Origin of the sequence: Amycolatopsis sp. cmx-4-83 (genome assembly GCF_046548815.1) — a bacterium.
GTDB classification, from domain to species: domain Bacteria; phylum Actinomycetota; class Actinomycetes; order Mycobacteriales; family Pseudonocardiaceae; genus Amycolatopsis; species Amycolatopsis pretoriensis_A.
In genome coordinates this window covers 114489-135140 of the sequence record NZ_JAEBEF010000008.1, presented here as the reverse complement: position 1 = coordinate 135140, position 20652 = coordinate 114489, and the positions used below count along the sequence as shown (strand labels likewise).

Below are 20652 nucleotides of genomic sequence, written 5' to 3'. Positions count from 1 at the left end.
GCGCGAACCGGACGGCGGGCGGCCGGTCAGCGGCTCACCGCGGCGGCGGGTTCGGGGCTCGCCGGGGCCGTGGCGGCGGGGGAGCGCTTGGGCAGGAACGCGGCGACGGCCAGCGCGATCAGCGCCGCGGCCGAGCCCATCGCCAGCACCAGCCGGAACCCGTTCTGCGACGGCAGGCTCACCGGCCCGAAGTCGATCGTCAGCCGCGCGAGCACCAGCCCGGCCGTCGCGCTCGACACCGACGTCCCGATCGAGCGCATCAGCGTGTTGAGGCTGTTCGCCGCCGCGGTCTCCGAAACCGGCACCGCGCCCATCACCAGCGCCGGCATGGCGCCGTAGGCCAGCCCGATGCCCGCGCCGATGGTGCTCGACACGACCACGAGCTGCCAGGTCGTGCTCATCAGCCCGATGCCCAGCGCGTACCCGGCCGCGACGACCACGGCGCCGAGCATCAGCGTCGTCTTCGGGCCGCGCGTGCGGGAAATGCGCGCCGACACCGGAGCCAGCGCCATCATCACCAGCCCCGACGGCGCCATCACCAGGCCCACCACCAGCATCGACTTGCCGAGCCCGTAGCCGGTCGCCGCGGGCAGCTGCAGCAGCTGGGGCAGGACCAGGGACATCGCGAACATCGCGAAGCCGAACACCGCCGAGGCGATGTTGGTCAGCAGCACCTGGCGCCGCGCGGTCGTGCGCAGATCGACCAGCGGCTGCGCGGTCCGCAGTTCCCAGCGGCCCCACAGCAGCAGGACGACGACCGCCACCGCGAGCAGGCCCAGCGTCGCCGGGCTGCCCCAGCCCCAGTCGGCGCCCTTCGAAATCGCCAGCAGCAGGGAGATGAGCGCGATCGAGAGCCCGGCCGCGCCCGGCACGTCGAAGCGGCCGCCGGTGCGGACCGGGGACTCGGGCACCAGCGCGACGACCAGGCCGACCACCACGAGACCGAGCCCGGCCGAGGTCCAGAACAGCACGTGCCAGTCGGCGTTTTCGGCCAGCAGTGCCGCGGCGGGCAGGCCGAGCGCGCCGCCGACGCCGAGCGACGCGCTCATCAGCGCCGTGGCGGAGCCGAGCCGCTCGGCGGGCAGTTCGTCGCGCATGATGCTGATCCCGAGCGGGATCACGCCGGCCGCGAGGCCCTGCAGCGCCCGCCCGGCGACCATCGGCGCGAGGCTGTCGGACAGCGCGCCGATCGTGGAGCCGGCCACGAGCGCGCCGAGGCTGAGCAGCAGCATCCGCCGCTTGCCGTACATGTCGCCGAGCCTGCCGACCGTCGGCGTCGCCACCGCGCCCGCGAGCAGCGTGGCGGTGATCGCCCAGGTGGCGTCGGCGGCGGACGCGTGCAGCAGCCCGGGCAGCGCCGGGATCAGCGGGATGACCAGCGTCTGCATCAGCGAGACGACGATGCCCGCGAAGGCGAGGACCCCGACGACGAGGTTCGCGCGTGACGGCGCCTCGGCGACAGGGGTGGATGGGTCGGGCACGGGTCCTCCGTCGGGATGTCCGAATTAAATCAGTCGCTTGACTTAGCGTAGCAGTCTTCGGTTGACTGATCACGAACTGACGGCGACCGCGGAGGAACGATGACGAGCACCGCCGAAATCCCCGGGTTCCCGATGACCCGCGCCCCGGGCTGCCCCTTCGACCCGCCGCCGGCGGCCCGGGAGCTGCAGGCGGAAGCGGCGCTCGCGCGCGTCCGGCTGTGGGACGGCAGCACGCCGTGGCTGGTGACCCGTTACGCCGAACAGCGCGCACTGCTGGCGGATCCCCGCGTCAGCGCCGACGTCACGCGGCCCAGCTACCCGAGCCCGGCACCGCTGCCGAAGGGCGGCACCGGCATCAGCTTCATCCTGATGGACAACCCCGAGCACGCGCGGCTGCGCAAGATGGTGACCGCGCCGTTCACGATCCGCCGCACCGCCGCCATGCGCCCGGCGGTGCAGAAGATCGTCGACGACCGGATCGACGCCCTGCTGGCCGGGCCGAAGCCGGTCGACCTCGTCGAGGCGTTCGCGCTGCCGGTGCCGTCACTGGTGATCTGCGAGCTGCTCGGCGTCCCCTACGCCGACCACGACTTCTTCCAGGACAACAGCAAGGTCATCATCCGGCGCGACGCCGAGCCGGAGGAGCGGGCGGCCGGGCACCAGGCGCTGGTGGGCTACCTCGACCGGCTGATGGGGGAGAAGCTCGAACGGCCCGCCGGCGACCTGCTCTCCGGGCTCGCGGGCCGCGTGCACGCCGGCGAGCTGTCCCGCGTCGAAGCGGCGCAGATGGGCGTGCTGCTGCTGATCGCCGGCCACGAGACGACGGCGAACATGATCGCGCTCGGCACGCTCGCCCTGCTGGAGCACCCGGACCAGCTGGCGCTGCTGCGCGAGAGTGACGACCCGGCGCTGGTGGCGTCGGCGGTCCAAGAACTGTTGCGGTACCTGAACATCACGCACAACGGCCGCCGCCGCGTCGCGCTCGAGGACATCGAGATCGCCGGGGTGACCGTCCGCGCGGGCGAGGGCCTGATCATGGCCAACGACATCGCCAACCGCGACCCGGCGGTGTTCCCGGACGGCGATCGTCTCGACCTGAGCCGCGACTCGCACCGGCACGTCGCGTTCGGCTTCGGCGTGCACCAGTGCCTCGGCCAGCCGCTGGCCCGGCTCGAGCTCCAGGTCGTCTACCGCACGCTGTACCGGCGGATCCCGACGCTCGCGCTGGCGACCGGCGTCGAGCGGATCCCGTTCAAGCACGACGGATCCGTGTACGGCGTGTACGAGCTGCCGGTCACCTGGTGAAGCGCGTCAGACGCTCCGCAGCACCGACACGACCACGCCCAGGATCGCCGCCCGGTCGCCGTCGATGACGTCGTAGGCGGGGTTGCGGGGCTCGAGGAAGACGTGCCCGTTGCGGCGGCGGTAGACCTTGACCGTCGCCTCCTCGTCGATCATCGCGGCGACGATCTGCCCCGAGTGGGCCTCGTTCTGCTGCTTGACCACGACGATGTCGCCGTCGCAGATGGCGGCGTCGATCATCGAGTCGCCCCGGACGCGCAGGCCGAAGACGGTGCCCCGCCCGGTGAGGTCGCGCGGCAGCTTGAGGACGTCGTCGACGTGCTCGACCGCGGAGATCGGCGTACCGGCGGCGATGTCGCCGACGACGGGCACGGGGACCGAGTCGCTGTCCTCGCGCGCTTCGCCGCCCTGCAGGAACGCGCGCACGTCCATCGGGCGTGACACGCCTGCGCCGCGGCGCAGGAAACCCTTGTCCTCCAGGCTCGCCAGGTGCTTCGACACCGACGACGTCGAGAGCAGGCCGACGGCCTCGCCGATCTCGCGGGTGCTGGGGGAGTAGCCGTACCGGACCACCCAGTCCCGGATCGCCACGAGGATCTTCTGCTGCCGTTCCGGCAGGGCCGAGGCGTCGAGGTGCTCGAAGGTGTCGTCGTAGGTGGTCACGGGCGTGATCCTAGAGGTTCGCGTCCCTCCGTCACCGACCGGTCCGCCCCGGCGGGTCCCGCTGACCGGAACAACGGGTGACAGTTGGCGCCTTACCAACATTAACCGGGACTTTGTCATCTGTTGACCCGCGCATCGAACCGACGTATGGTCTAGACCACAATTTCCTTCGCTCGTAACCCTTCCCGGCGCGGGCGGGTTCCCCACGGGACCCGGACCGCGACTTCGCCGTACGCGGCGGCCGGGAGGCGAGCCTGTCCCCGAAGGAGCTGGTATGAACCGCAAACTGACCGCGGCCGCGGCGGGAGCACTCCTGGCGCCGGTCCTGGTGGTGGTGAGCCCCGCCGGCATCGCGAGCGCGCACGGCTACGTGAACTCCCCGGCGAGCCGGCAGGCACAGTGCGCCCAGGGCACGGTGTCGTGCGGCGAAATCAAGTACGAGCCCCAGAGCGTGGAGGGCCCGAAGGGCCTGCGGTCCTGCAACGGCGGCAACGCGCAGTTCGCCGAGCTCAACGACAACAGCAAGGGCTGGCGCGCGTCCCCGGTCGGCACGACGGCGACGTTCACGTGGACGTTCACCGCCCGCCACCGCACGACGAACTACGAGTACTACATCGGCGGGCAAAAGGTCGCGGACATCAGCGGCAACAACCAGCAGCCGCCGGCAACCCTTTCGCACCAGGTGAACCTGTCCGGCCACACCGGACGCCAGACGGTGCTGGCGGTGTGGAACATCGCGGACACGTCGAACGCGTTCTACTCCTGCATCGACCTGCAGGTGGGCTGACCACCACCCGCCCGGGAGCGCGCGGCTCCCGGGCGGGTGGTTTTCCACGGGTGGCCGCTCGTGACCGAGGTCGGCTGTGCGGTTGTGAGATGGTTTACCCATGGATTCGCCGCCGCCCGACCACCCGCCCGAGGGTGCGGAAACGCCCCCGGTGGCGAATCAGGTGGACGGGGATGTCGGCGGGCCGGTGGTCCAGGTCGGGGTCGTTCACGGTGACCTGCACGTGAATGCCGGAAAACAGGTCCGCACCCGGTACCGCCAGCAGGTGTTGCAACGCATCGCCCCGCCCCGGTTGCTGGAGCGGGAAACCGAATTGGCCGAGCTGGCCGAATTCTGCACGTCGCCGGAATCGGTGGGCGCGTACCGGTGGTGGCGAGCGGGTGCGTGGTCCGGCAAGTCCGCGCTCATGTCGTGGTTCGCGTTGAACCCACCGGACGGCGTGGAGCTCGTGTCGTTCTTCGTGACCGCGCGGCTCGCCGGTCAGAACGACCGGTCGGCGTTCATCGACAACGTCATGGAGCAATTGCTGGCTTTGCTCGGCGAAGACCTGCCGGCGTTCTTGACCGACACGACGCGTGAAGCCCACTTGCTGGGGTTGTTGCAGGACGCGGCGGACGCGTGCCGGCGGCGCGGTGACACGTTCGTGCTCCTGATCGACGGGCTGGACGAGGACCGCGGCGCCGGGATCGATCCGGATGCGCACAGTATCGCCGCGCTGCTCCCGGCGCAGCCGCCGGCGGGCATGCGGGTCATCGTCGCCGGTCGACCCAACCCGCCCGTGCCCTCCGACGTACCCGCGCACCACCCGCTGCGCGATCCGGCGATCGTGCGGACGTTGGAGCCCTCGCCCCACGCTCTCTCCGCACGAGCCGAAATGCAGCGGGAGTTGAAGCGGCTGTTGCGCGGCACGCCGGTCGAGCAGGGCCTCCTCGGGCTCGTCACCGCGGCCGGCGGTGGCCTGACGGCAGCCGACCTCGCTGCACTGACCGGCGAGTCCGAGTGGGAGATCGAAGACCACCTCGCGACCGTGGCCGGGCGCAGCTTCACCAAGCGGGAGGGGACCGAAGCCCCGGTCTACCTCCTGGGGCACGAGGAGCTGCAGCTGGCGGCGATCATGATGCTGGGCCCGGCCCGGCTCGACCGCCACCGGGACACCCTGCACTCCTGGGCGGACGAGCACCGGGCGCTCGGCTGGCCGGAAACGACCCCGCGCTACCTGCTGCGCGGCTACTTCACCATGCTCACCGCCGCCGCCGAGCTCCCGCGCATGGTCGCGTGCGCCACCGACCTGGCCCGCCACGACCGAATGCTGGACGTATCCGGCGGCGACGCCCTCGCCCTGGCGGAGATCACGACGACGCAGAACGTCATCGTCGCGCAGGCCACACCTGACTTGGTGGCCATGACGCGGCTGGCCATCCACCGGGACCACTTGGCGGATCGCAACAGCCACATACCCCCGAAGTTGCCGGAGTTGTGGGCCAGGCTCGGTCAGATCAACCGAGCGGAGTCCATCGCGTCTTCGATCGTCGAGCCGGCCGACCGGGTTTTCGCCCTGGCCGCCGTCGCCCGGACAGCGGAAGCTCGCGGCGAGACGATGCGGGCCGCGGAGATCTTCGCCGCCGCGGAGGCAGTGGCGGTGAACATCCTGCACCCGGAGCGGCGCGCAGCGGCTTTGGCCGCGACCCGCCGGCCCGCGGCTCCTGAACCGCTGATCCATCTGCCGTCCACGACCTCGGATTGGGCGACAGCAGTCATCCACCTCGCCTGCGCCCTTGCTGTGGACCACAGCTTCACCCGGGTTCATGCACTTGTGGACAACCTGACGGACGTCGGCGAGAAACGTGCTGTACTCGGTGCGCTCGCGCACATCGCGAAGGTGGACCCGCTCGTCCGTGAGAGGCTCGGTGGCTACGAGGGTGCTGTCCCGTTGCCGGAGATCAGTCTGGGGAGGATCTCTGCGAACCGCACCGTGCTCAGCACGATCGAGACGGTGACCAAGGCGGTGATCCGATGTGGCCGAAGTGATCCGCGACGAGCCGGTGCACTCCTGGTCGATGCCGAATCGCTGGTCCGGCGGGGGCAGGCTCTGGAACAGATCGCACTCGCGCGCGCCTGGTTCGCCCTCGGTGCCGAAGATCGCGTTTGGTCGCTGCTCTCCGAAGCCGAAGAAGCACTGCACACAGTCTCCGACTGGTCACTGTGGACCTCGAGGGTCACCGCTTTCGCCCGGGCCCTGGTGGATTTCGGCCGGAGGGAACGAGCCGAGTCGCTGCTCGCAAAGATCGAAGAAGCCGATCGAGAGCTCGACCCGGGGCTGCGCGTGCGGGAACTGGTCGCCGCCGCCCAGGCCCGGTTGGAAACCGGGGCGAGCGACCGAGCCGCGTCCCTGTTCGCGGAAGTCGAAGCGATCAGCCGCAGCATCATCGATCCGACTCTGCGGCTTCGCGTCGTCACTGAACTGGCGCAGGCCGCTGTCCGGATCGGCCGGACAGAGGTCGCACGCGAGCTGCTGGCCGACGCAGAGGATATGGCGGCCAAGGTCACCGAGGACTGGGCCATGACGTCGTTGGTCCGCGTGGTTGTGGCCGTCGCCCCCGTCAGCCGCGCCGAGAAGATCGGTGGCGTTCGCTGTCGCTTGCCGGACTTCGTGCGAGCGATGGTCTTGGGCCTCGTCGATGCTCGTGACACCGGCGCGGCCGCCGAAGTCGCGGGGCGGCTGCCACGGGACCGAAAAGCCGTCTTCGCCTACGTGGCCGTTCTCAGAGCGGCTCTCGACCGAGACGAAGGCAGGGCGGTCTCCCGTGTGTTCGCCGAGTTGGCTTCGCTCACCGAGGCTCTTCCGGCCTCGCTCACGTCCGTCAAAGCCAACATCGAGCTGGCTCGCGCCGCGATGCGCCGGAAGTCCGAACCGGAGGTGGACCGCCACCTTCTGGTCGCCGCGCGGGAGGCGACCGGCCTCGCCCGGAGCTACGGTCGCTCCGTGGTGCTGGCCGCGGTCGCGGAGGCTGCCGCCGACACCGGGCGGAACCACGTGGCCGCGCAGTTGATCTTAAAAACAGAGCAAGCGGCGGAAAACGACTCGCCCGCGGGCCGGACGTCGGCATTGCTCGCACTCGCCCGGCTCGCCCACCGCGCCGATCAGCCCGTGCGAGTGGACGACTTGCTCGACGAGGCCGAATCGAATGCTGCTCGCCGCGACGGTGACCGGCCGCAGATCGTCATGCTCGCTGCGATCGCTCAGGCCGCTCATGAAATCGGGCTGACAGCTCGTTCTCGACACCTGCTCGATGACGCCGAACGAGCCGCTCGCGCGCTCAGGCCGGTCGTTCGGCGGGACTGGGCGCTGGTGGACGTCCTCAACACCGCACTGCTCGTGAGTGACCACCCGCGGGCCGTCGCCATCGCGGCCGACATGGAGTACAGCACGCAGCTCATCGTCGTGCTGCTGGCGATCGCGCGGTGCGAGCGGCATCCGTGGCGAAATCAGGCGCTGGCTCGTGCTCTCCAGATCACCCGCTGGTACAAATGCGCCGACGAGCTGGTCCGAGCCGACGGCGCCATCCTCGATGCGATCGTCGCCGAACTCGCTTCGATCGCCGGTTCCTGAGCGTCAGTTCTTTCCCGCGGTCCGGTACTCCAGGATCCCGTCGACCCCGCGCAGGAAGGTCTCGCAGATCGGGGCCGGGTCGGTCAGGCAGCCGGCCGCCATCGCGCCGTCGCGGAGCAGCACGAAATGGCGGGCCGCCGGCTCCGGGGCCGTCTCGCCCGTGGCCGCCAGCAACTCCGTCACCGTCTCCAGGAACCACTCGCGGTGGGTCAGGACCGCCTGGTGGACCGGGTGGGCCGGGTCGGGGTACTCCGCCGCCGCGTTGAGGAACGCGCAGCCGCGGAAGCCGGGGGAGCGGATGCCGTCCGCGATCGACGTCGCCACCGCGCGGACGATGGCCGCCGGAGGGCCGCCCGCTTCACGGGCGGCCGCCACCTGGGCGCGGATGGCCTGGTCGGCCTCGGTCAGGTAGGCGACCAGCAGGTCGTCCTTGCTGGGGAAGTGCCGGTACAGCGTGGCGCGCGTGACGCCCGCGTCGGCGATCACCCGGTCGATGCCGACCGAGTGGAGGCCCTCGGTGTAGAACAGCCGGCTCGCCGAGGAAAGCAGCCTGGCTCGGGCTTCGGACAACGGGACCTCCTGCCTCGCGGGTACTGCACCCAGATTAGCAGATAGAACGGTCGGTCTTGACGGAGGCGGCGAGCTGCTGCCATAGTCATGAGATAGAACGATCTGTCTACCTGACTTCGGGAGCTCCGCATGACCACTCGCACCGTTCCGGCCGCCGGCATCGCGCCGTCCCTGCGACGGCTCTACTTCGCCCGGTTCGCGTTCGCCCTCGTCTGGGCCGGCCTGCTGTTCGCGACGGTGTCGAGCCTCGGCCCGGTCAGCGTCGCGCTGCTGGTGCTGTACCCGCTGTTCGACGTCGTCGCCGCCGTGGTCGACGCCCGCACGTCGGGGGCGGGCCAACCGGTGCCGGCGCTGTACGTCAACGTCGCGATCAGCCTGCTGGCCGCCGCCGGGCTGGCGTTCGCCGTCTCGTCCGGCATCCCGGGCGTCCTGCGCGTGTGGGGCAGCTGGGCGATCGTGGCCGGCGCCGTCCAGCTCGCCGTCGGCATCGCCCGCCGTGCGCTGGGCGGGCAGTGGCCGATGATCCTCAGCGGCGGGATCTCCGTCCTGGCCGGGACTTCGTTCATCCTGCAGGCCACAAAGGACGGTGCCTCGCTGACGACGCTGGCCGGCTACGCGACGCTGGGCGGCGTCTTCTTCCTCGTCTCCGCCCTGCGGCTGGGTCGCGCGCCGAAGAACTAGCGCCGCGCGGCACTGCCTGAACCCGGCGGGGCCCGGCAGGCTAGTTTGCTCGGGTGAGTCTCCTCGATGACGTCGCCGAGCGCGACGGCTGGCGCTGCTGGGTGTGCGACGAGCCGGTCGATCCCGGCATGTCGGTGAACGATCCGCGGGGGCCCAGCGTCGACAGCCGGACCGCCGACCGGAAGGCCAAGGTGCCCGAGCGGCTCGCGCACCGGGGGTGCAACACGCGCAAGGGTGCGGTCAAGGTGGTCATCGCCTGGCCGGATCGCCTGCACGTGGCCGAACCCGCGCCGCTGATCACCGTGGCCGGGCGGCTGGAACGCAAGGGCGGCCGCGAGATGGTGGCCCGGTGCCCGACCGAGCAGGACGCCCGGGAGGCGGCCGGCTGGCTGGTGGACCGGTTCTCCCGCCTGGTGCCCGGGCTGCCGGTGACCGCCGACGTCCAGCCGGGCGGCGGCCAGTACCTCGTCATCCTGGTCGCCGGCCGCCGCTGATCCTCAGCCGTAGGCCTCGAAGCGGGCGAGCTGGGCGGCCGGCCACCCGGTGTTGCCGGTGCAGGTCACGCGCAGGAAGCGGCGGGCGCCGCCGGGAACGGTGATCGTGACGCTGTTGCCCCGCGCCGGGTCGAACACGTACGCCGTCGCGGGGACGAGCGTCTCGAACGCGGTGCCGTCGCCGGAGCCGGACACGGTCAGCGTCTGCGTCCGCGTGCCCCACGCGCTCGACGGCGGGACCGCCAGTACGATCCGCGTGACCGCCACCGCCGGGCCGAGGTCGGCCTGGAGCCACTGGGGGAACGCGTTGTTCGCGCTTTCCCAGTAGCTGTCCGGGTTCCCGTCGACGGCGTTGCCCGAGCCGTAGCTCTGGGTGTGGCTGCTTTCGCTCGTGGCGCGGCCGCGGGCGAGGTCGCCCGGGCCGCCGGTGGTGAGCGTGGGCCGGGTCGGGCGGACGGCGCTGAGCGGGAGCTGGCCCTTGAGCATGCGGCCGCCGTCGGCGGTCAGCCGCAAGTAGTAGTCCGACGAGCACGCCGTCCCGTCTTCGTCCAGGGCGAGCAGGCCGGCGGGGGACATCGACGCGTTTTCGGCGGTCTTCGCGATCTGGTTGCCTTCGCCGTACTCGTCGAACATCGAGATGTAGACGCCTTGCGCGCCGGCGCGCACCACGTTGTAGAACTGGCGCCACATGAAGTCGCCGTGGGCGCGCTGCCGCCCCGAAACGTCGCCGGGCAGCACGCACGGCTGGTAGTCGATGCCGTGGGCGGCGCAGTCGGCCAGGTCGGGGACGGTCAGGTTCTCATACGCCCGGTCCGAGCCCGCCGCGTCGCCGATCGCGCCGACCATCCACGGCGAGAGCATGTCGAACGCGCGGTAGACGTCGCCGAAGCCGGGCCGCGACCCGCCGTCGCTCGTCCGCCACTCCCGCGGCACGCCGCCGATGACGTAACACCCCTGCGCCTTGAACCAGCGCACGACGTCGAGGCACGTGCTCGCGTCCCACGGGTGGTTGGCGTCGTCGTAGCCGAAACCCCAGACGCAGACGACCGGCTTCCCGTTCTGGCGCGCGTAGGCGGGTGACGCCGTGTGCGCGGACATCTTGGCGGTCCAGTCGGTTTTCAGCTCCGGCTGCATGTTCGCCCAGCCGGTGGCGTCGTACATGACGTAGAACTTCCGGCCGTGCGCCTCGGCGGCGGCGCGGACTTTCGCGGCCATCGCGTCGCGTGTGGCGCCTTCGCTGCTGTTGGGGTTGAAGCGCTGCAACGCGGCGGTGTCGCAGCCGTTCTGCTGCATCCAGAGGAAGTGCGTGTCGACGGTCTGCTGGTCGTAGGACGAGAAGAGCGTGGCCGACGCGCCGTTGCCGAGGTTGCCGTACGCGGTCGGGTACGTGCGCGTGTACTCGCGCACGTCCGGCCAGGCCTTGATTACATTGTTGCCCGGCGACGGCGGCTGTCCCCAGTTCTGGCTCCAGTGCCACCAGCCGCCGATCGGGGCGCCGTCGCCGGCGCAGGCGAACCAGCCCTGGTACCCGACGGTGATCTTGCCGACGACGTCACCGGGCGCACTGGCCGCGGCGGCCCCGGGTGCGCCGGCGAGGGACAGCGCACCCCAAGCGGCCGCGGCCGAACCGAGGAAAGTCCTGCGCGAGATCGCCATGCCAGTTCCTCTCGCCACGCTGCTCGAGTACACCTGCCGGTGCCCGGACTGTAGGCGCGCGGACGGTAAGTGGCAAGACTGGAACTGATTTCAGAAAGTTTCGCACCAAAGTGTGCAAGAAGACGCTTTCACTGTCTGCTGGCCGGCTGCCACGGCGTGCCGTACGAGGCGGGCGCGGCCGCGCGCTTGGCGGCGGTGAGCCGGACGATGCCGAGAACCGCGTTGACGACGAGCGCCACGAGCAGGAACGGAACGGCGGTCAGCTGGACCACGCGGAACCCCAGCGATTCGGTGAGCAACCGCCCGATGACCGGCCCGAGCACCAGGGCGAGCACGGCGAGCGCGCCGGTCACCCCGGCGAGAGCCCCGCGCCGTTCGCGCAGCTTCAGGATCAGCGCGACCGTCGCGCCGACGGCCGCGCCGGTGCCGAGTCCCGAAAGAGCGCGGCCGGCCGCCAGGAGCCCGGAGCCGTCGGCGAAGGCGGCGCACAGGACGCCGAGGAGCAGGAAGCAGGTCGCGGGAACGGCGACGGCGATGGGGAAGCGGGCGCCGAGCAGGAGGCCGGCGACCGCCGCGAGCGCCGCCCCGGCCAGGTAGGCGACCAGCCCGATCAGGAGCAGGCTCGAGTCGGACAGGTCGAGGGCGACCTGGACCTCCGACCTGCCGTCGAACCGGTAGATCGCGGTCAGCATGAACAACCCGATCAGCGCGGTGAGCGCGGGGCCGCACACCTGCCACCAGGCGGGCTCGGCGATCGGGCGGGTGACAGGCGGCGGCGGTGGCGTCACGTACATGCGGGGACCGTATAACGCCGAAGTCCCGCGCGTACGGCGATGTCCGACGCCGGACGCGCTAAAGTGGATCGCGCCGGTGCGGGGGGTGGTCGACGTCGGAACGAGCGCGGCTCTCGGCCCCGCCGGCCGGGCCGGCGACCTCGTCGCCTTGACCCGGCTGTCCACCGGTTCCGGCGCGGTCGGCGCGATCCTCGACTGGCTGGCGACGCGCACGGGCGGAACGGCGGCCCTGGTCGACGTCGACGGCAAAACCCTTGCGGCGCCGTCGAAGCACTCCGCTCCCGCGCCGACGGTCCTGGCCGCGGCCGCCACCGAGGTGGCCCGCCTGCACCGCCGCGGCACGTCGTCGGCGGTCCTCGACGGCGAACCGGACACGATCGACGTCGTCCGCGCCGGCGACGCCGCCGCGCGCGTGCCGTACCTGGTTGTCGCGAACCGGCCGGAGCGCCGGCCCGGCGTGGTGCTCGCCGACGCCGCCCGCATCCTCGGCCTGTGCTGGCGGGTGGCGGAAGCCGAACGGACCAGCGACCGCGTGGCGTCGGCGATGTCGCAGAGCCGCGAAGCCGTGTTGCACCTGCTGATGATCGGCAGCCTGGCCGCCGCGCAGCGGATCGCCGCGACCCTGGGCCCCCGGCTGCCGGGTGTGGCGCGCGTGTTCGTCGTCGAATGCCCGGCCGGGCGGCGCCACCAGATCGGCGACCAGATCGAACGCTTCGCGCGGGGACGGGCGTGGATCGTGCCCTGTCCCGTCCGGCCCCACCACCTGATCGCGCTCGTCCCGCCGGAGCGGGAGCACCGCCTGGACCTGCTGATCGCCGAGGGCGTCCCGGAAGCGCGGGTCGGCGCGAGCCAGGAGGTGCCGCTGCGCGAGACCGCGCTCGGCTACGAACAGGCGTTCCACGCGCTGGCGGTGGCCCGCGGCGTACCCGGCCGGTACGCCCGGTTCGACCGGCACACCGACCTGACGCCGTTCCTCGGCGGCCGCGGACCCGCGTGGGCGGCCGGGTTCCTGCGGCCGTGCCTGACCTACGTCCCGGCGCGGCGGGCCGACCCCGGCGCCGAGGAACTGCTGGCCACGTTGAACTCCTGGCTCACCTTCGACGGCGGCGCCGGCCGCCACCTCAAGATCCACCGCAACACGCTGGCCGCGCGCCTGCGCCTGCTCGGCGACCTGCTCGGCCTGGACCTCACCCGGCTCGCCGACCAGTCGGCCGCGTGGCTCGCCCTGCGCTTGCACGCCGGGGCGTCGCCGGACTCGCCGGCCGGCCCGCTCGACAGCCTGCTGGCGACCCCGGCCGCCGTCGTCTGGGCCCGCTCCCGGCTGCTGCCCCTCGACGCCGGACCCCCGGCCGGCGTCGAGACGCTGCGCGCGTGGCTGCGCGCCGATGCCCGGCTGCCCGCGACCGCGTCGGCCCTCGGCATCTCGGCACCGGCCACGCGCAAGCGGCTGGCCAGGATCGAACGGGCCCTCGGCCGTTCCCTGCTGCACGCACCCAGCGCGAAGCACGAGCTGTGGCTGGCGCTGCGCGCCCTCGGCTCACTGTGAGCGGTAGTCACTGGTCATCGCGAAACCGTGGGGGCCGTTCACTGTGCAGTCCGTGCCTCGCCCCGGCGGGTGGAGGCTGGCTACTTTCGGAGCAGCCTGACCGGACGACCGACGGGGGAGACCATGCGGAACCGGAACGCCTGCGCGTCGATCGGCACCGCTCGGCGGGAACCGGCCGGATCTGTCCATTGAGGACGAAACCGGGCGCGACGATGATCACTCCGGATCCCGCGGCGGTCGCCGGTCGCGCATGATGACCGGACATGGTCGAGAACTTCCGCCTGCGCTCGGTCGCCGCGGCGGCGTACGGGCCCGCGGCCCTGTTCGGGCTGTCCGAAGGCGCGTTGCTGCCGGTCATCGCGCTGAGCGCCATCGAGCGCGGTGCCAGCACCCCGACGGCCGCGTTGATCGCCGCGATGCTCGGGGTCGGGTCGCTGGTCGCGAACATCCCCGCCGGGGTGCTGGCGACGCGGGTCGGTGAGCGCCGGTCGATGCTCCTGGCCGCGGCCGTGCTGGTCGCCGGGGTCCTGATCTGCCTGGTCGACCTGGGCCGCGGGCCGTGGTCGCTGCTGGTCTACGGCGCCGGCGTCGTGCTGATCGGGGCGGCCGCCGCGGTCTACGGCCTGGCCCGGCAGTCGTACCTAACCGAGGTCGTGCCGCCGCACCTGCGGGCCAGGGCGTTGTCGACGCTGGGCGGGAGCATGCGGATCGGCGTGTTCCTCGGGCCGTTCGCCGGGGCCGCGGCGATGCGGTTCGCCGGCCTGCCGGGCGCGTACTACGTGAGCCTGGCCGCGATCGCCGCGGCGGCCGCGCTGGTGCTGCGGGTGCCCGACCTGCCGGTCACCGGCCGCGACCAGGCGGCCGAGGTCACCACGCGCGGGATGCTGAAGCAGCGGTGGCGGGTGTACGCGACCCTGGGCACGGGAATCCTGCTGCTGTCGGCGATCCGCCAGACCCGCCAGACGGTCGTCCCGCTGTGGGCGGCCCACATCGGCCTGTCGCCGACGACCGGTTCGATCATCTACGGCATCGCCGGCGCGGTCGACGCGCTGACGTTCTACCCGGCGGGCAAGGTGATGGACCGCCACGGCCGCCGCTGGGTGGCGGTGCCGGCGACCCTCGTGCTCGGCACCTCCTTCCTCCTGGTGCCCCTGACCGACGGCGCGGCCCTGCTGACGGTGGCGGCGATGGTGATGGGCTTCGGCAACGGGATCGGCTCGGGCATCGTGATGACCCTCGGCGCCGACGTCTCCCCGCCGGTGGGGCGCCCGACGCACCTGGGCATCTGGAACGAACTGGCCGACATCGGCACCGGCGTCGGCCCCCTGCTCCTGTCGGCGGCCACCGCACTGGCCGGCCTCGGCGCGGGCATCGCGACCAGCGGCCTGGTCGGCTTCGCGGCGGCCGCGGCGTTGTGGCGGTGGATCCCGAGACGGTCGTGACGCCGGAGCCCGGCCACCCCCGGCGAAGGGTAGGCACCGCCGGGGCTGGTTCGCCGGTGCGGCCGGGCGCCAGCCTGGGGTCATGAACGCGATTCCCGAAGAGATCACGCTGGGGGACGTCACCGTCACCCGCGTCGTCGAGTTCTCCGGCCCGGTCGGCCTGACGCCGGCCGAGTTCTTCCCGCACAGCAACGAAACGGACTGGGACGAGAACCGGTCCTGGCTGGCCCCCGGTTTCTGGGACCCCGGGACCGGCCAGGTCGTCGCGGCGGTCCAGACGTGGCTGCTGCGCAGCGAAGGCCGAACCATCCTCGTCGACACCGGCGTCGGCAACCACAAGGAACGGCCCTACGCCGCGTTCTGGGGACACCGCGACACGCCCTTCCTCGACACGCTCGCGGCCGCCGGGGTGCGCCCGGAGGACGTCGACCTCGTGGTCAACACCCACCTGCACACCGACCACGTCGGCTGGAACACCCGGCTCGAGGACCGTGCCTGGGTGCCGACGTTCCCCCGCGCCCGCTACCTCCTGCCCCGGCGCGACTTCGAGTTCTGGAACCCGCTCAACGGGAACGAGTCCGTGTTCGGGCGGGGGAACCAGAACGTCTTCGAGGACAGCGTCGCGCCGGTGCACGAGGCCGGGCTCGTGGATTTGTGGGACGGCTCGTACCGGATCGACGGCAACCTCCGGCTCGAGCTCGCGCCCGGCCACACGCCGGGATCGTCGGTGCTGCGCCTGGAATCCGGGAGCGACCGGGCGTTGTTCGTCGGCGATCTGGTGCACACCCCGCAGCAGATCGTGGCGCCCGACGTCAACTCGTGCTTCTGCGAGGACGAGGCCCAGGCGCGCGCCACGCGGCACCAGCTGCTCGGCTCGGCGGCCGAAACCGGCGCGCTCGTGTTCCCGGCGCACCTGCCCGGGCCCGGCGGCGTGCAGGTCCGCCGGGACGGCTCCCGGTTCGCCATCACGGACTGGGCCGGCTTCGCGTGAGCGGCACCCGGCACCCGATCGCGCACCCGCCTCCGGGCGCGGTGCGGGGGACCCGCGACCGGTTCGGCGAGCGCTACCGGGCCATTCCGTACGCGGCCGCTCCCGCCGGCGGGCTCCGCTTCGCCGAACCCGTGCCGCACCCGGGCTGGTCCGGCGTCCGGGACGGCACGCGGCCGTCGCCGACCGCGCCCCAGCCGGTGCGGGACTTCGGCCGCCTCGACCTGAGCCCGTACTTCGGCCCTGGCTGGGTGCGCGGCGACGAGTACCTCACCGTGGACGTCCGCACCCCGGCCGCCGACGACGGCAAGCGGCCGGTGATGGTCTTCGTACACGGCGGCGGGTTCGTCACCGGCTCCACGGCGGCGGCGCTCTACGACGGCCGGGCGTTCGCGCGGGACGGCGTCGTCCTGGTGACGGTCAACTACCGCCTCGGGATCCCCGGCTTCCTCGTCCTGGACGGCGCCCCGGACAACCGCGGCCTGCTGGACGTCCTCGCCGCGCTGCGGTGGGTGCGCGACGCCATCGGGTCGTTCGGGGGCGATCCCGGCAACGTCACGGTGTTCGGGCAGTCGGCGGGGGCGACGCTCACCGCGGGGCTGCTGGCAGCACCGGCCGCGAAGGGGCTGTTCCGGCGGGCGATCATGCAGAGCGGCAGCGGGACGGGCGCGTTCACCCCGGAGCAGGCGCGGCGAGTCACGTCGGCGGCGGCCGCCGCGCTCGGGACCGAGCCGACGGCAGCGGCGTTCGCGGAAATCCCGGACGCCCGCTTGGTGGCGGCGATGCCCGCACTGTCCGGTGTGGACCTCCGGACCGCCACCGCGACCGACCCGCTCGCCGGGCTGAGCCCGTTCAGCCTGGTGCTGCCGGTGCAACCGGCCGACGCGCCGCTCGGCGGGGACGTCGATCTGCTCATCGGCACCACCACCGAGGAAGGGAACCTTTACCTGGTGCCGCAAGGGAAGTTCGAGAACTCCACGGACGCCGACGTGCTCGCCGTCGCGGCGGCGACCCGGGCCGATCCCGAGGCCGCGGTCGCCGCGCTCCGGGCGTCCCGGCCGGACGCGAGCCCGGGCGAGCTGCGCTCGGCACTGCTCGGCGACGCGCTGTTCGGCGCGGGTTCGGCCCGGCTGATCGCGGCACGCACCGGGCGGACCCACGTGTACTCGTTCGCCCACCGCTCGACGGCACTGGACGGGCGGCTCGGCGCGGCGCACACGGTGGAGCTGCCGTTCGTGTTCGACCTGGCCGGCGAACCGTGGCTGCACGGGGAAACCGGCCTGCTGGGCCCGGACCCGGCCCCGCCGGCCCTCGCGACGCGCATGCACGCCGCTTGGGTCGGCTTCGCCACCAGCGGGGATCCGGGCTGGGCACCTCGCACCCCGGAGCGGCCGGCGGTGGAGGTTTTCGGGGGCTGAGGGTGGGGCAGCGGATGGGCGCGATCAGGGTGGCTTGTGCGCTGGCCGCCGTGTCGTCTCGCAGCCCGGGCGCCCCTGGGAGCTGAGCGTCGAGGTCAGGGTTTCGTGGCGCGCTCGTGCAGCCGGCGGGTGAGTGCGATCAGGGTGGTTTCCGCGCTGGCCGCCATGTCATCTCGCAGCCCGGGCGCCCCGCCCTCGGTGCCGGCCGGGTGTGGCGGGCTTCGGGGGTTGAGTGTCGTGGTGAGGGTTTCGTGGCGTGCTCGTGCAGCCAGCGGGTGAGTGCGATCAGGGTGGCTTGTGCGCTCGTCACCACGTCATCTCGCAGCCCGGGCGCCCCGCCCCTGGGAGCTGAGCGTCGTGGTCAGGGTTTCGTAGCGCGCTCGTGCAGCCAGCGGCCGAGTGCGATCAGGGTGGTTTCCGCGCTGGCCGCCATGTCGTCCCGGAGTGCGGCCAGCTCGCCCGCGGTCGAGCCGAGTACGGGGTCCAGGCGCAGCAGCTGCCACTCCTGGGTCACGATCGAACCGGGGCCGTCGGCGGCGATGAGCCAGCGCCAGCGGACGATGCCGTCGTCGAGGCCGCCCACGACGAACGCGAACTCGGCCGGTGCGTCGGCCGTGCGGACCTGGGAGCGGGTGTCCCATTCGCGCTCGCCGCGGCGGTTGTGGCCGCCGAACCACGCGCCCGGGACCGGGCCGGCGCCGTCGTCGTAGCGGACCCGGGACGCGGTCGGGCTCCACAGCTCGATCTTGGCGACGTCGCTGACCAGGTCGTAGACGACCGGCGGCGGGGCGGGGACCCAGGCCCGTCTGGTGAAGGTGAACGTCGCCGGGTCGAGGGCGGGAACGGTGTCGGTGGTCATGGGCGGGGTCCTCCTGGACTCGGTGAGCTTGGCGCCAGGTTGTCCCGGGCCGCGCCACCGCGGCCAGCCCGGCCGTTTCCTACCCCCGGCAGGGTCAGGCTGGGACGCGGCCGCCCCGGGCATACTCGGGGTCATGGTCGATCAGGGGCAGCTCGCCGAATACCTGCAGGCGTGCCGGGCGCGGCTGCACCCGGCGGACGTCGGCCTGCGCACCTACGGCGAGCGGCGCCGGGTGCCCGGCCTGCGCCGCGAAGAGGTCGCGAGCCTCGCCGGGGTGAGCGCGTCGTACTACGTGCGGCTCGAGCAGGGCCAGTCGGTGAACGCGTCCGACGAGGTGGTCGACGCGATCGCCCGGGCGCTGCGGCTGGACACCGACGAGCACGAGCACCTGCGCGTCCTGGCCCGGCCGCCGAGGCGCCGTGCGGCGAAGCGGCCGCCGGCCGAACGCGTCGACGAGGTGACCACGCAGCTGCTGGCCGGGCTGGGCGACGTGCCGGCGATCCTGCTGGGCCGCCGCACCGACGTGCTGGCCTGGAACCGGCTCGGGCACGCTTTCTTCGCGGGCCACCTCGACTTCACGGCCCCCGGCCGCCCCGCCGACCGCCCGAACATGGCCCGCCTGGTCTTCCTCGACGCGCACACCCGCGACCTCTATCCACAATGGACCGACAAGGCCCGCGCGGTGGTCGGCAACCTGCGCCTGACCGCGGGACGGCACCCCGACGACCGCCTGCTGAGCACCCTGATCGGCGAGCTGGTCACGGGCAGCGCCGGCTTCGCCTCGATGTGGGCCGACCACCGGGTCGTCTCCTGCGCCGCGACGAAGTACGCGATGCGCCACCCCCTCGTCGGCGACCTGACGGTGCACCAGCAGACCCTCGCGCTCGCCCACGCCCCCGAACAAACCCTCGTCGTGGTCACCGCCGAGCCGGGCTCGCCCTCCCAGGCCGCCCTGACCCTGCTGACGGCGGCGACCAGTTGAGCCCCGCTCAGCGCCAGGGCATGTGCTGCAGGCACCAGCTGTTGCCGTCCGGGTCGGCGAAGTAGGCGTAGAAAACGCCGCCCATGTCCTCGACCGGGCCGATCTCGACCCCCCGCCCGAGGAGCTCGGAACGGGCCTGCTCGATGTCGGCGACCACGAGGTGCAGCCCGCGCAGTGCGCCGGGGTCCATGGCGAGGGCCGCCACGCCTTCGGTGAGGGAGATCGAGCACGCCGAGCCGGGCGGGGTGAGCTGGACGATGCGGACGCCGTCGGCCGGGCGGACGTCGACGTCGAGGGTGAAGCCGAGCTGGTCGCGGTAGAAGGCGATGGCGCGGTCGGTGTCGCGGACCGGTACCGGGACGAGTTCGAGCAGGAACGCACCGGGCGGCACGGGCGGGTTCGACGCGGCCGGGGTGAGCGCGGCCGGGTCGGCGGGGACTTCGTTGACCGGGTCGTTCATCGGGGTTCTCATTTCTCTTGGGCGAGCAGGGTTTCGAGGCGGTCGTACGCTTCACCGGCGCCGCGCCGCATCGGGCTGCGCAGGGCCTGCTCGCGGACTTCCGGTGAGGAGTACTCCACGGTGACGGTCATGGCGGTGCGGCCGCCGGTCTCCGCCAGCTCGGTGGTGACGAGCGCGGCACCGTCGGTCCAGCCGCGGTGGATTTCGGTCTGCACGATGCGCATGGGCGGCACGACTTCGCGGAACACACCGGACATCGCCATCTCCGCGCCGTCCGGGCCGAGGGAGACGAACCGCCACGTTCCGCCGGCCCGCAGGTCCACTTCGCACTCGGTCAGCCGCCAGCCGTGGGCGCCGTGCCAGCGGCGCAGCAGGTCGGGCCGGGTGAGGGCGGCGAAGACCAGGGCCGGGGGAGCGGCGAAGGTCCGGGTCAGGACGAGGCCGGTCGCACCGGACCGGGCGACCGCCAAGCCGGGGGACGTCACGGTTCCCGCTGCTGCAGGTCGGTCAGCAGGTCGTCGAGCTGCCGGTAGCTCGCTTCCCAGTGGTCCCGGTAGGCGGCGAGCCAGTCCGTGGCCGTCTTGAGGGGAGCGGCCAGCAGGTGGCACGGCCGGCGCTGCGCGTCGCGGCCCCGCGTGACCAGCCCGGCCCGCTCGAGCACCCGCAGGTGTTTCGACACGGCGGGCTGCGACATCGCGAAGGGCACGGCCAGCTCGGTGACGGTGGCGTCCCCGGCCGCGAGCCGGGCGAGGATGGCCCGCCGGGTCGGGTCCGCGAGGGCCGCGAACGTTCGGTCGAGCGTGTCGCTGGGGGGCATTCCATAACCTTCCGGTTTTGTAACCAGATGGTTTTTATAGGCTGGTGGGAGGGTTGTCAAGCCCGCCGTGCGAGGATCTGCGGGGAACCCGGACCGGACGAA

19 protein-coding genes are annotated in these 20652 nt (G+C 72.5%); 10 read left to right on the top strand and 9 right to left on the bottom strand.

The genetic code is table 11. The features are described 5' to 3' along the window. Window positions 1-26: 26 nt before the first annotated feature. Window positions 27-1481, bottom strand: a complete 1455-nt coding sequence (locus tag ACLJQM_RS25095) for an MFS transporter (protein ID WP_410632971.1) — start codon at window positions 1479-1481, stop codon at window positions 27-29. 99 nt (window positions 1482-1580) lie between these two features. Between ACLJQM_RS25095 and ACLJQM_RS25090 the strand changes: the two genes are divergently transcribed. Beyond that, a complete protein-coding gene (locus ACLJQM_RS25090) occupies window positions 1581-2786 on the top strand; it encodes a cytochrome P450 (protein ID WP_410632970.1) in 1206 nt (401 codons plus the stop codon). 6 nt (window positions 2787-2792) lie between these two features. Here ACLJQM_RS25090 and lexA read toward each other — a convergent pair whose 3' ends face one another. Beyond that, entirely contained in the window at window positions 2793-3446 is a 654-nt protein-coding gene (gene lexA / locus ACLJQM_RS25085) for a transcriptional repressor LexA (protein WP_247024001.1), read from the bottom strand. 274 nt (window positions 3447-3720) lie between these two features. On the opposite strand from lexA, the gene ACLJQM_RS25080 reads away from it, so the two are divergent. Both ACLJQM_RS25080 and ACLJQM_RS25075 read left to right on the top strand, forming a co-directional pair. Beyond that, window positions 3721-4233 carry a lytic polysaccharide monooxygenase auxiliary activity family 9 protein gene (locus ACLJQM_RS25080; protein ID WP_247024000.1) on the top strand — a complete coding sequence of 171 codons (513 nt, stop codon included), beginning with the start codon at window positions 3721-3723 and terminating at the stop codon, window positions 4231-4233. A gap of 100 nt (window positions 4234-4333) precedes the next feature. Next, window positions 4334-7843 carry a hypothetical protein gene (locus tag ACLJQM_RS25075; protein WP_410632969.1) on the top strand — a complete coding sequence of 1170 codons (3510 nt, stop codon included), beginning with the start codon at window positions 4334-4336 and terminating at the stop codon, window positions 7841-7843. Between the two features lie 3 nt (window positions 7844-7846). Here the strand turns inward: ACLJQM_RS25075 and ACLJQM_RS25070 are convergent, their stop codons facing one another. Then, window positions 7847-8413 carry a TetR/AcrR family transcriptional regulator gene (locus ACLJQM_RS25070; RefSeq protein ID WP_410632968.1) on the bottom strand — a complete coding sequence of 189 codons (567 nt, stop codon included), beginning with the start codon at window positions 8411-8413 and terminating at the stop codon, window positions 7847-7849. A gap of 129 nt (window positions 8414-8542) precedes the next feature. On the opposite strand from ACLJQM_RS25070, the gene ACLJQM_RS25065 reads away from it, so the two are divergent. Together ACLJQM_RS25065 and ACLJQM_RS25060 are read left to right on the top strand one after the other, a co-directional pair. Continuing rightward, a complete protein-coding gene (locus ACLJQM_RS25065; protein ID WP_410632967.1) occupies window positions 8543-9094 on the top strand; it encodes a hypothetical protein in 552 nt (183 codons plus the stop codon). A gap of 53 nt (window positions 9095-9147) precedes the next feature. Further along, entirely contained in the window at window positions 9148-9588 is a 441-nt protein-coding gene (locus ACLJQM_RS25060) for a hypothetical protein (RefSeq protein WP_247023997.1), read from the top strand. Window positions 9589-9591: 3 nt separating this feature from the next. On the opposite strand, the gene ACLJQM_RS25055 is transcribed toward ACLJQM_RS25060, so the two are convergent. Then, window positions 9592-11244 carry a discoidin domain-containing protein gene (locus tag ACLJQM_RS25055; RefSeq protein WP_410632966.1) on the bottom strand — a complete coding sequence of 551 codons (1653 nt, stop codon included), beginning with the start codon at window positions 11242-11244 and terminating at the stop codon, window positions 9592-9594. Window positions 11245-11372: 128 nt separating this feature from the next. Next, complete coding sequence (locus ACLJQM_RS25050) at window positions 11373-12038, bottom strand: MFS transporter (protein ID WP_410632965.1); 666 nt, start codon at window positions 12036-12038, stop codon at window positions 11373-11375. An 85-nt stretch (window positions 12039-12123) separates the two neighbouring features. Between ACLJQM_RS25050 and ACLJQM_RS25045 the strand changes: the two genes are divergently transcribed. From ACLJQM_RS25045 to ACLJQM_RS25030, 4 genes are all read left to right on the top strand, one after another. Next, on the top strand, window positions 12124-13584 hold the full coding sequence (locus ACLJQM_RS25045; RefSeq protein WP_410632964.1) for a helix-turn-helix domain-containing protein: 1461 nt from the start codon (window positions 12124-12126) through the stop codon (window positions 13582-13584). A 263-nt stretch (window positions 13585-13847) separates the two neighbouring features. Then, on the top strand, window positions 13848-15026 hold the full coding sequence (locus ACLJQM_RS25040; RefSeq protein ID WP_410632963.1) for an MFS transporter: 1179 nt from the start codon (window positions 13848-13850) through the stop codon (window positions 15024-15026). A gap of 82 nt (window positions 15027-15108) precedes the next feature. After that, complete coding sequence (locus tag ACLJQM_RS25035) at window positions 15109-16017, top strand: MBL fold metallo-hydrolase (RefSeq protein ID WP_410632962.1); 909 nt, start codon at window positions 15109-15111, stop codon at window positions 16015-16017. Next, window positions 16014-17432, top strand: coding sequence for a carboxylesterase/lipase family protein (locus tag ACLJQM_RS25030; RefSeq protein ID WP_410632961.1), 1419 nt, complete (start codon window positions 16014-16016; stop codon window positions 17430-17432). Before ACLJQM_RS25035 ends, ACLJQM_RS25030 begins: the two co-directional genes overlap by 4 nt. Before the next feature lie 361 nt (window positions 17433-17793). On the opposite strand, the gene ACLJQM_RS25025 is transcribed toward ACLJQM_RS25030, so the two are convergent. Continuing rightward, window positions 17794-18291 carry an SRPBCC family protein gene (locus ACLJQM_RS25025; protein WP_410632960.1) on the bottom strand — a complete coding sequence of 166 codons (498 nt, stop codon included), beginning with the start codon at window positions 18289-18291 and terminating at the stop codon, window positions 17794-17796. A gap of 133 nt (window positions 18292-18424) precedes the next feature. Between ACLJQM_RS25025 and ACLJQM_RS25020 the strand changes: the two genes are divergently transcribed. Then, window positions 18425-19273, top strand: coding sequence for a helix-turn-helix domain-containing protein (locus tag ACLJQM_RS25020; RefSeq protein WP_410632959.1), 849 nt, complete (start codon window positions 18425-18427; stop codon window positions 19271-19273). 7 nt (window positions 19274-19280) lie between these two features. Here ACLJQM_RS25020 and ACLJQM_RS25015 read toward each other — a convergent pair whose 3' ends face one another. Genes ACLJQM_RS25015 through ACLJQM_RS25005 form a run of 3 tightly spaced genes read right to left on the bottom strand, consistent with a single transcriptional unit; the run spans window position 19281 to window position 20550 of the window. Next, entirely contained in the window at window positions 19281-19733 is a 453-nt protein-coding gene (locus ACLJQM_RS25015; RefSeq protein ID WP_410632958.1) for a VOC family protein, read from the bottom strand. A gap of 8 nt (window positions 19734-19741) precedes the next feature. Further along, window positions 19742-20218, bottom strand: coding sequence for an SRPBCC family protein (locus tag ACLJQM_RS25010; RefSeq protein ID WP_410632957.1), 477 nt, complete (start codon window positions 20216-20218; stop codon window positions 19742-19744). Continuing rightward, a complete protein-coding gene (locus tag ACLJQM_RS25005; RefSeq protein ID WP_410632956.1) occupies window positions 20215-20550 on the bottom strand; it encodes an ArsR/SmtB family transcription factor in 336 nt (111 codons plus the stop codon). Before ACLJQM_RS25005 ends, ACLJQM_RS25010 begins: the two co-directional genes overlap by 4 nt. Window positions 20551-20652 lie beyond the last annotated feature (102 nt).

Bases quoted from the DNA above. Each gene is read 5' to 3' on its own strand.
- ACLJQM_RS25090 (WP_410632970.1), top strand. From the start codon at position 1,581: ATGACGAGCACCGCCGAAATCCCCGGGTTCCCGATGACCCGCGCCCCG.
- ACLJQM_RS25080 (WP_247024000.1), top strand. From the start codon at position 3,721: ATGAACCGCAAACTGACCGCGGCCGCGGCGGGAGCACTCCTGGCGCCG.
- ACLJQM_RS25075 (WP_410632969.1), top strand. From the start codon at position 4,334: ATGGATTCGCCGCCGCCCGACCACCCGCCCGAGGGTGCGGAAACGCCC.
- ACLJQM_RS25065 (WP_410632967.1), top strand. From the start codon at position 8,543: ATGACCACTCGCACCGTTCCGGCCGCCGGCATCGCGCCGTCCCTGCGA.
- ACLJQM_RS25055 (WP_410632966.1), bottom strand. From the start codon at position 11,244: ATGGCGATCTCGCGCAGGACTTTCCTCGGTTCGGCCGCGGCCGCTTGG.
- ACLJQM_RS25050 (WP_410632965.1), bottom strand. From the start codon at position 12,038: ATGTACGTGACGCCACCGCCGCCGCCTGTCACCCGCCCGATCGCCGAG.
- ACLJQM_RS25040 (WP_410632963.1), top strand. From the start codon at position 13,848: ATGGTCGAGAACTTCCGCCTGCGCTCGGTCGCCGCGGCGGCGTACGGG.
- ACLJQM_RS25035 (WP_410632962.1), top strand. From the start codon at position 15,109: ATGAACGCGATTCCCGAAGAGATCACGCTGGGGGACGTCACCGTCACC.
- ACLJQM_RS25025 (WP_410632960.1), bottom strand. From the start codon at position 18,291: ATGACCACCGACACCGTTCCCGCCCTCGACCCGGCGACGTTCACCTTC.
- ACLJQM_RS25020 (WP_410632959.1), top strand. From the start codon at position 18,425: ATGGTCGATCAGGGGCAGCTCGCCGAATACCTGCAGGCGTGCCGGGCG.
- ACLJQM_RS25015 (WP_410632958.1), bottom strand. From the start codon at position 19,733: ATGAACGACCCGGTCAACGAAGTCCCCGCCGACCCGGCCGCGCTCACC.
- ACLJQM_RS25005 (WP_410632956.1), bottom strand. From the start codon at position 20,550: ATGCCCCCCAGCGACACGCTCGACCGAACGTTCGCGGCCCTCGCGGAC.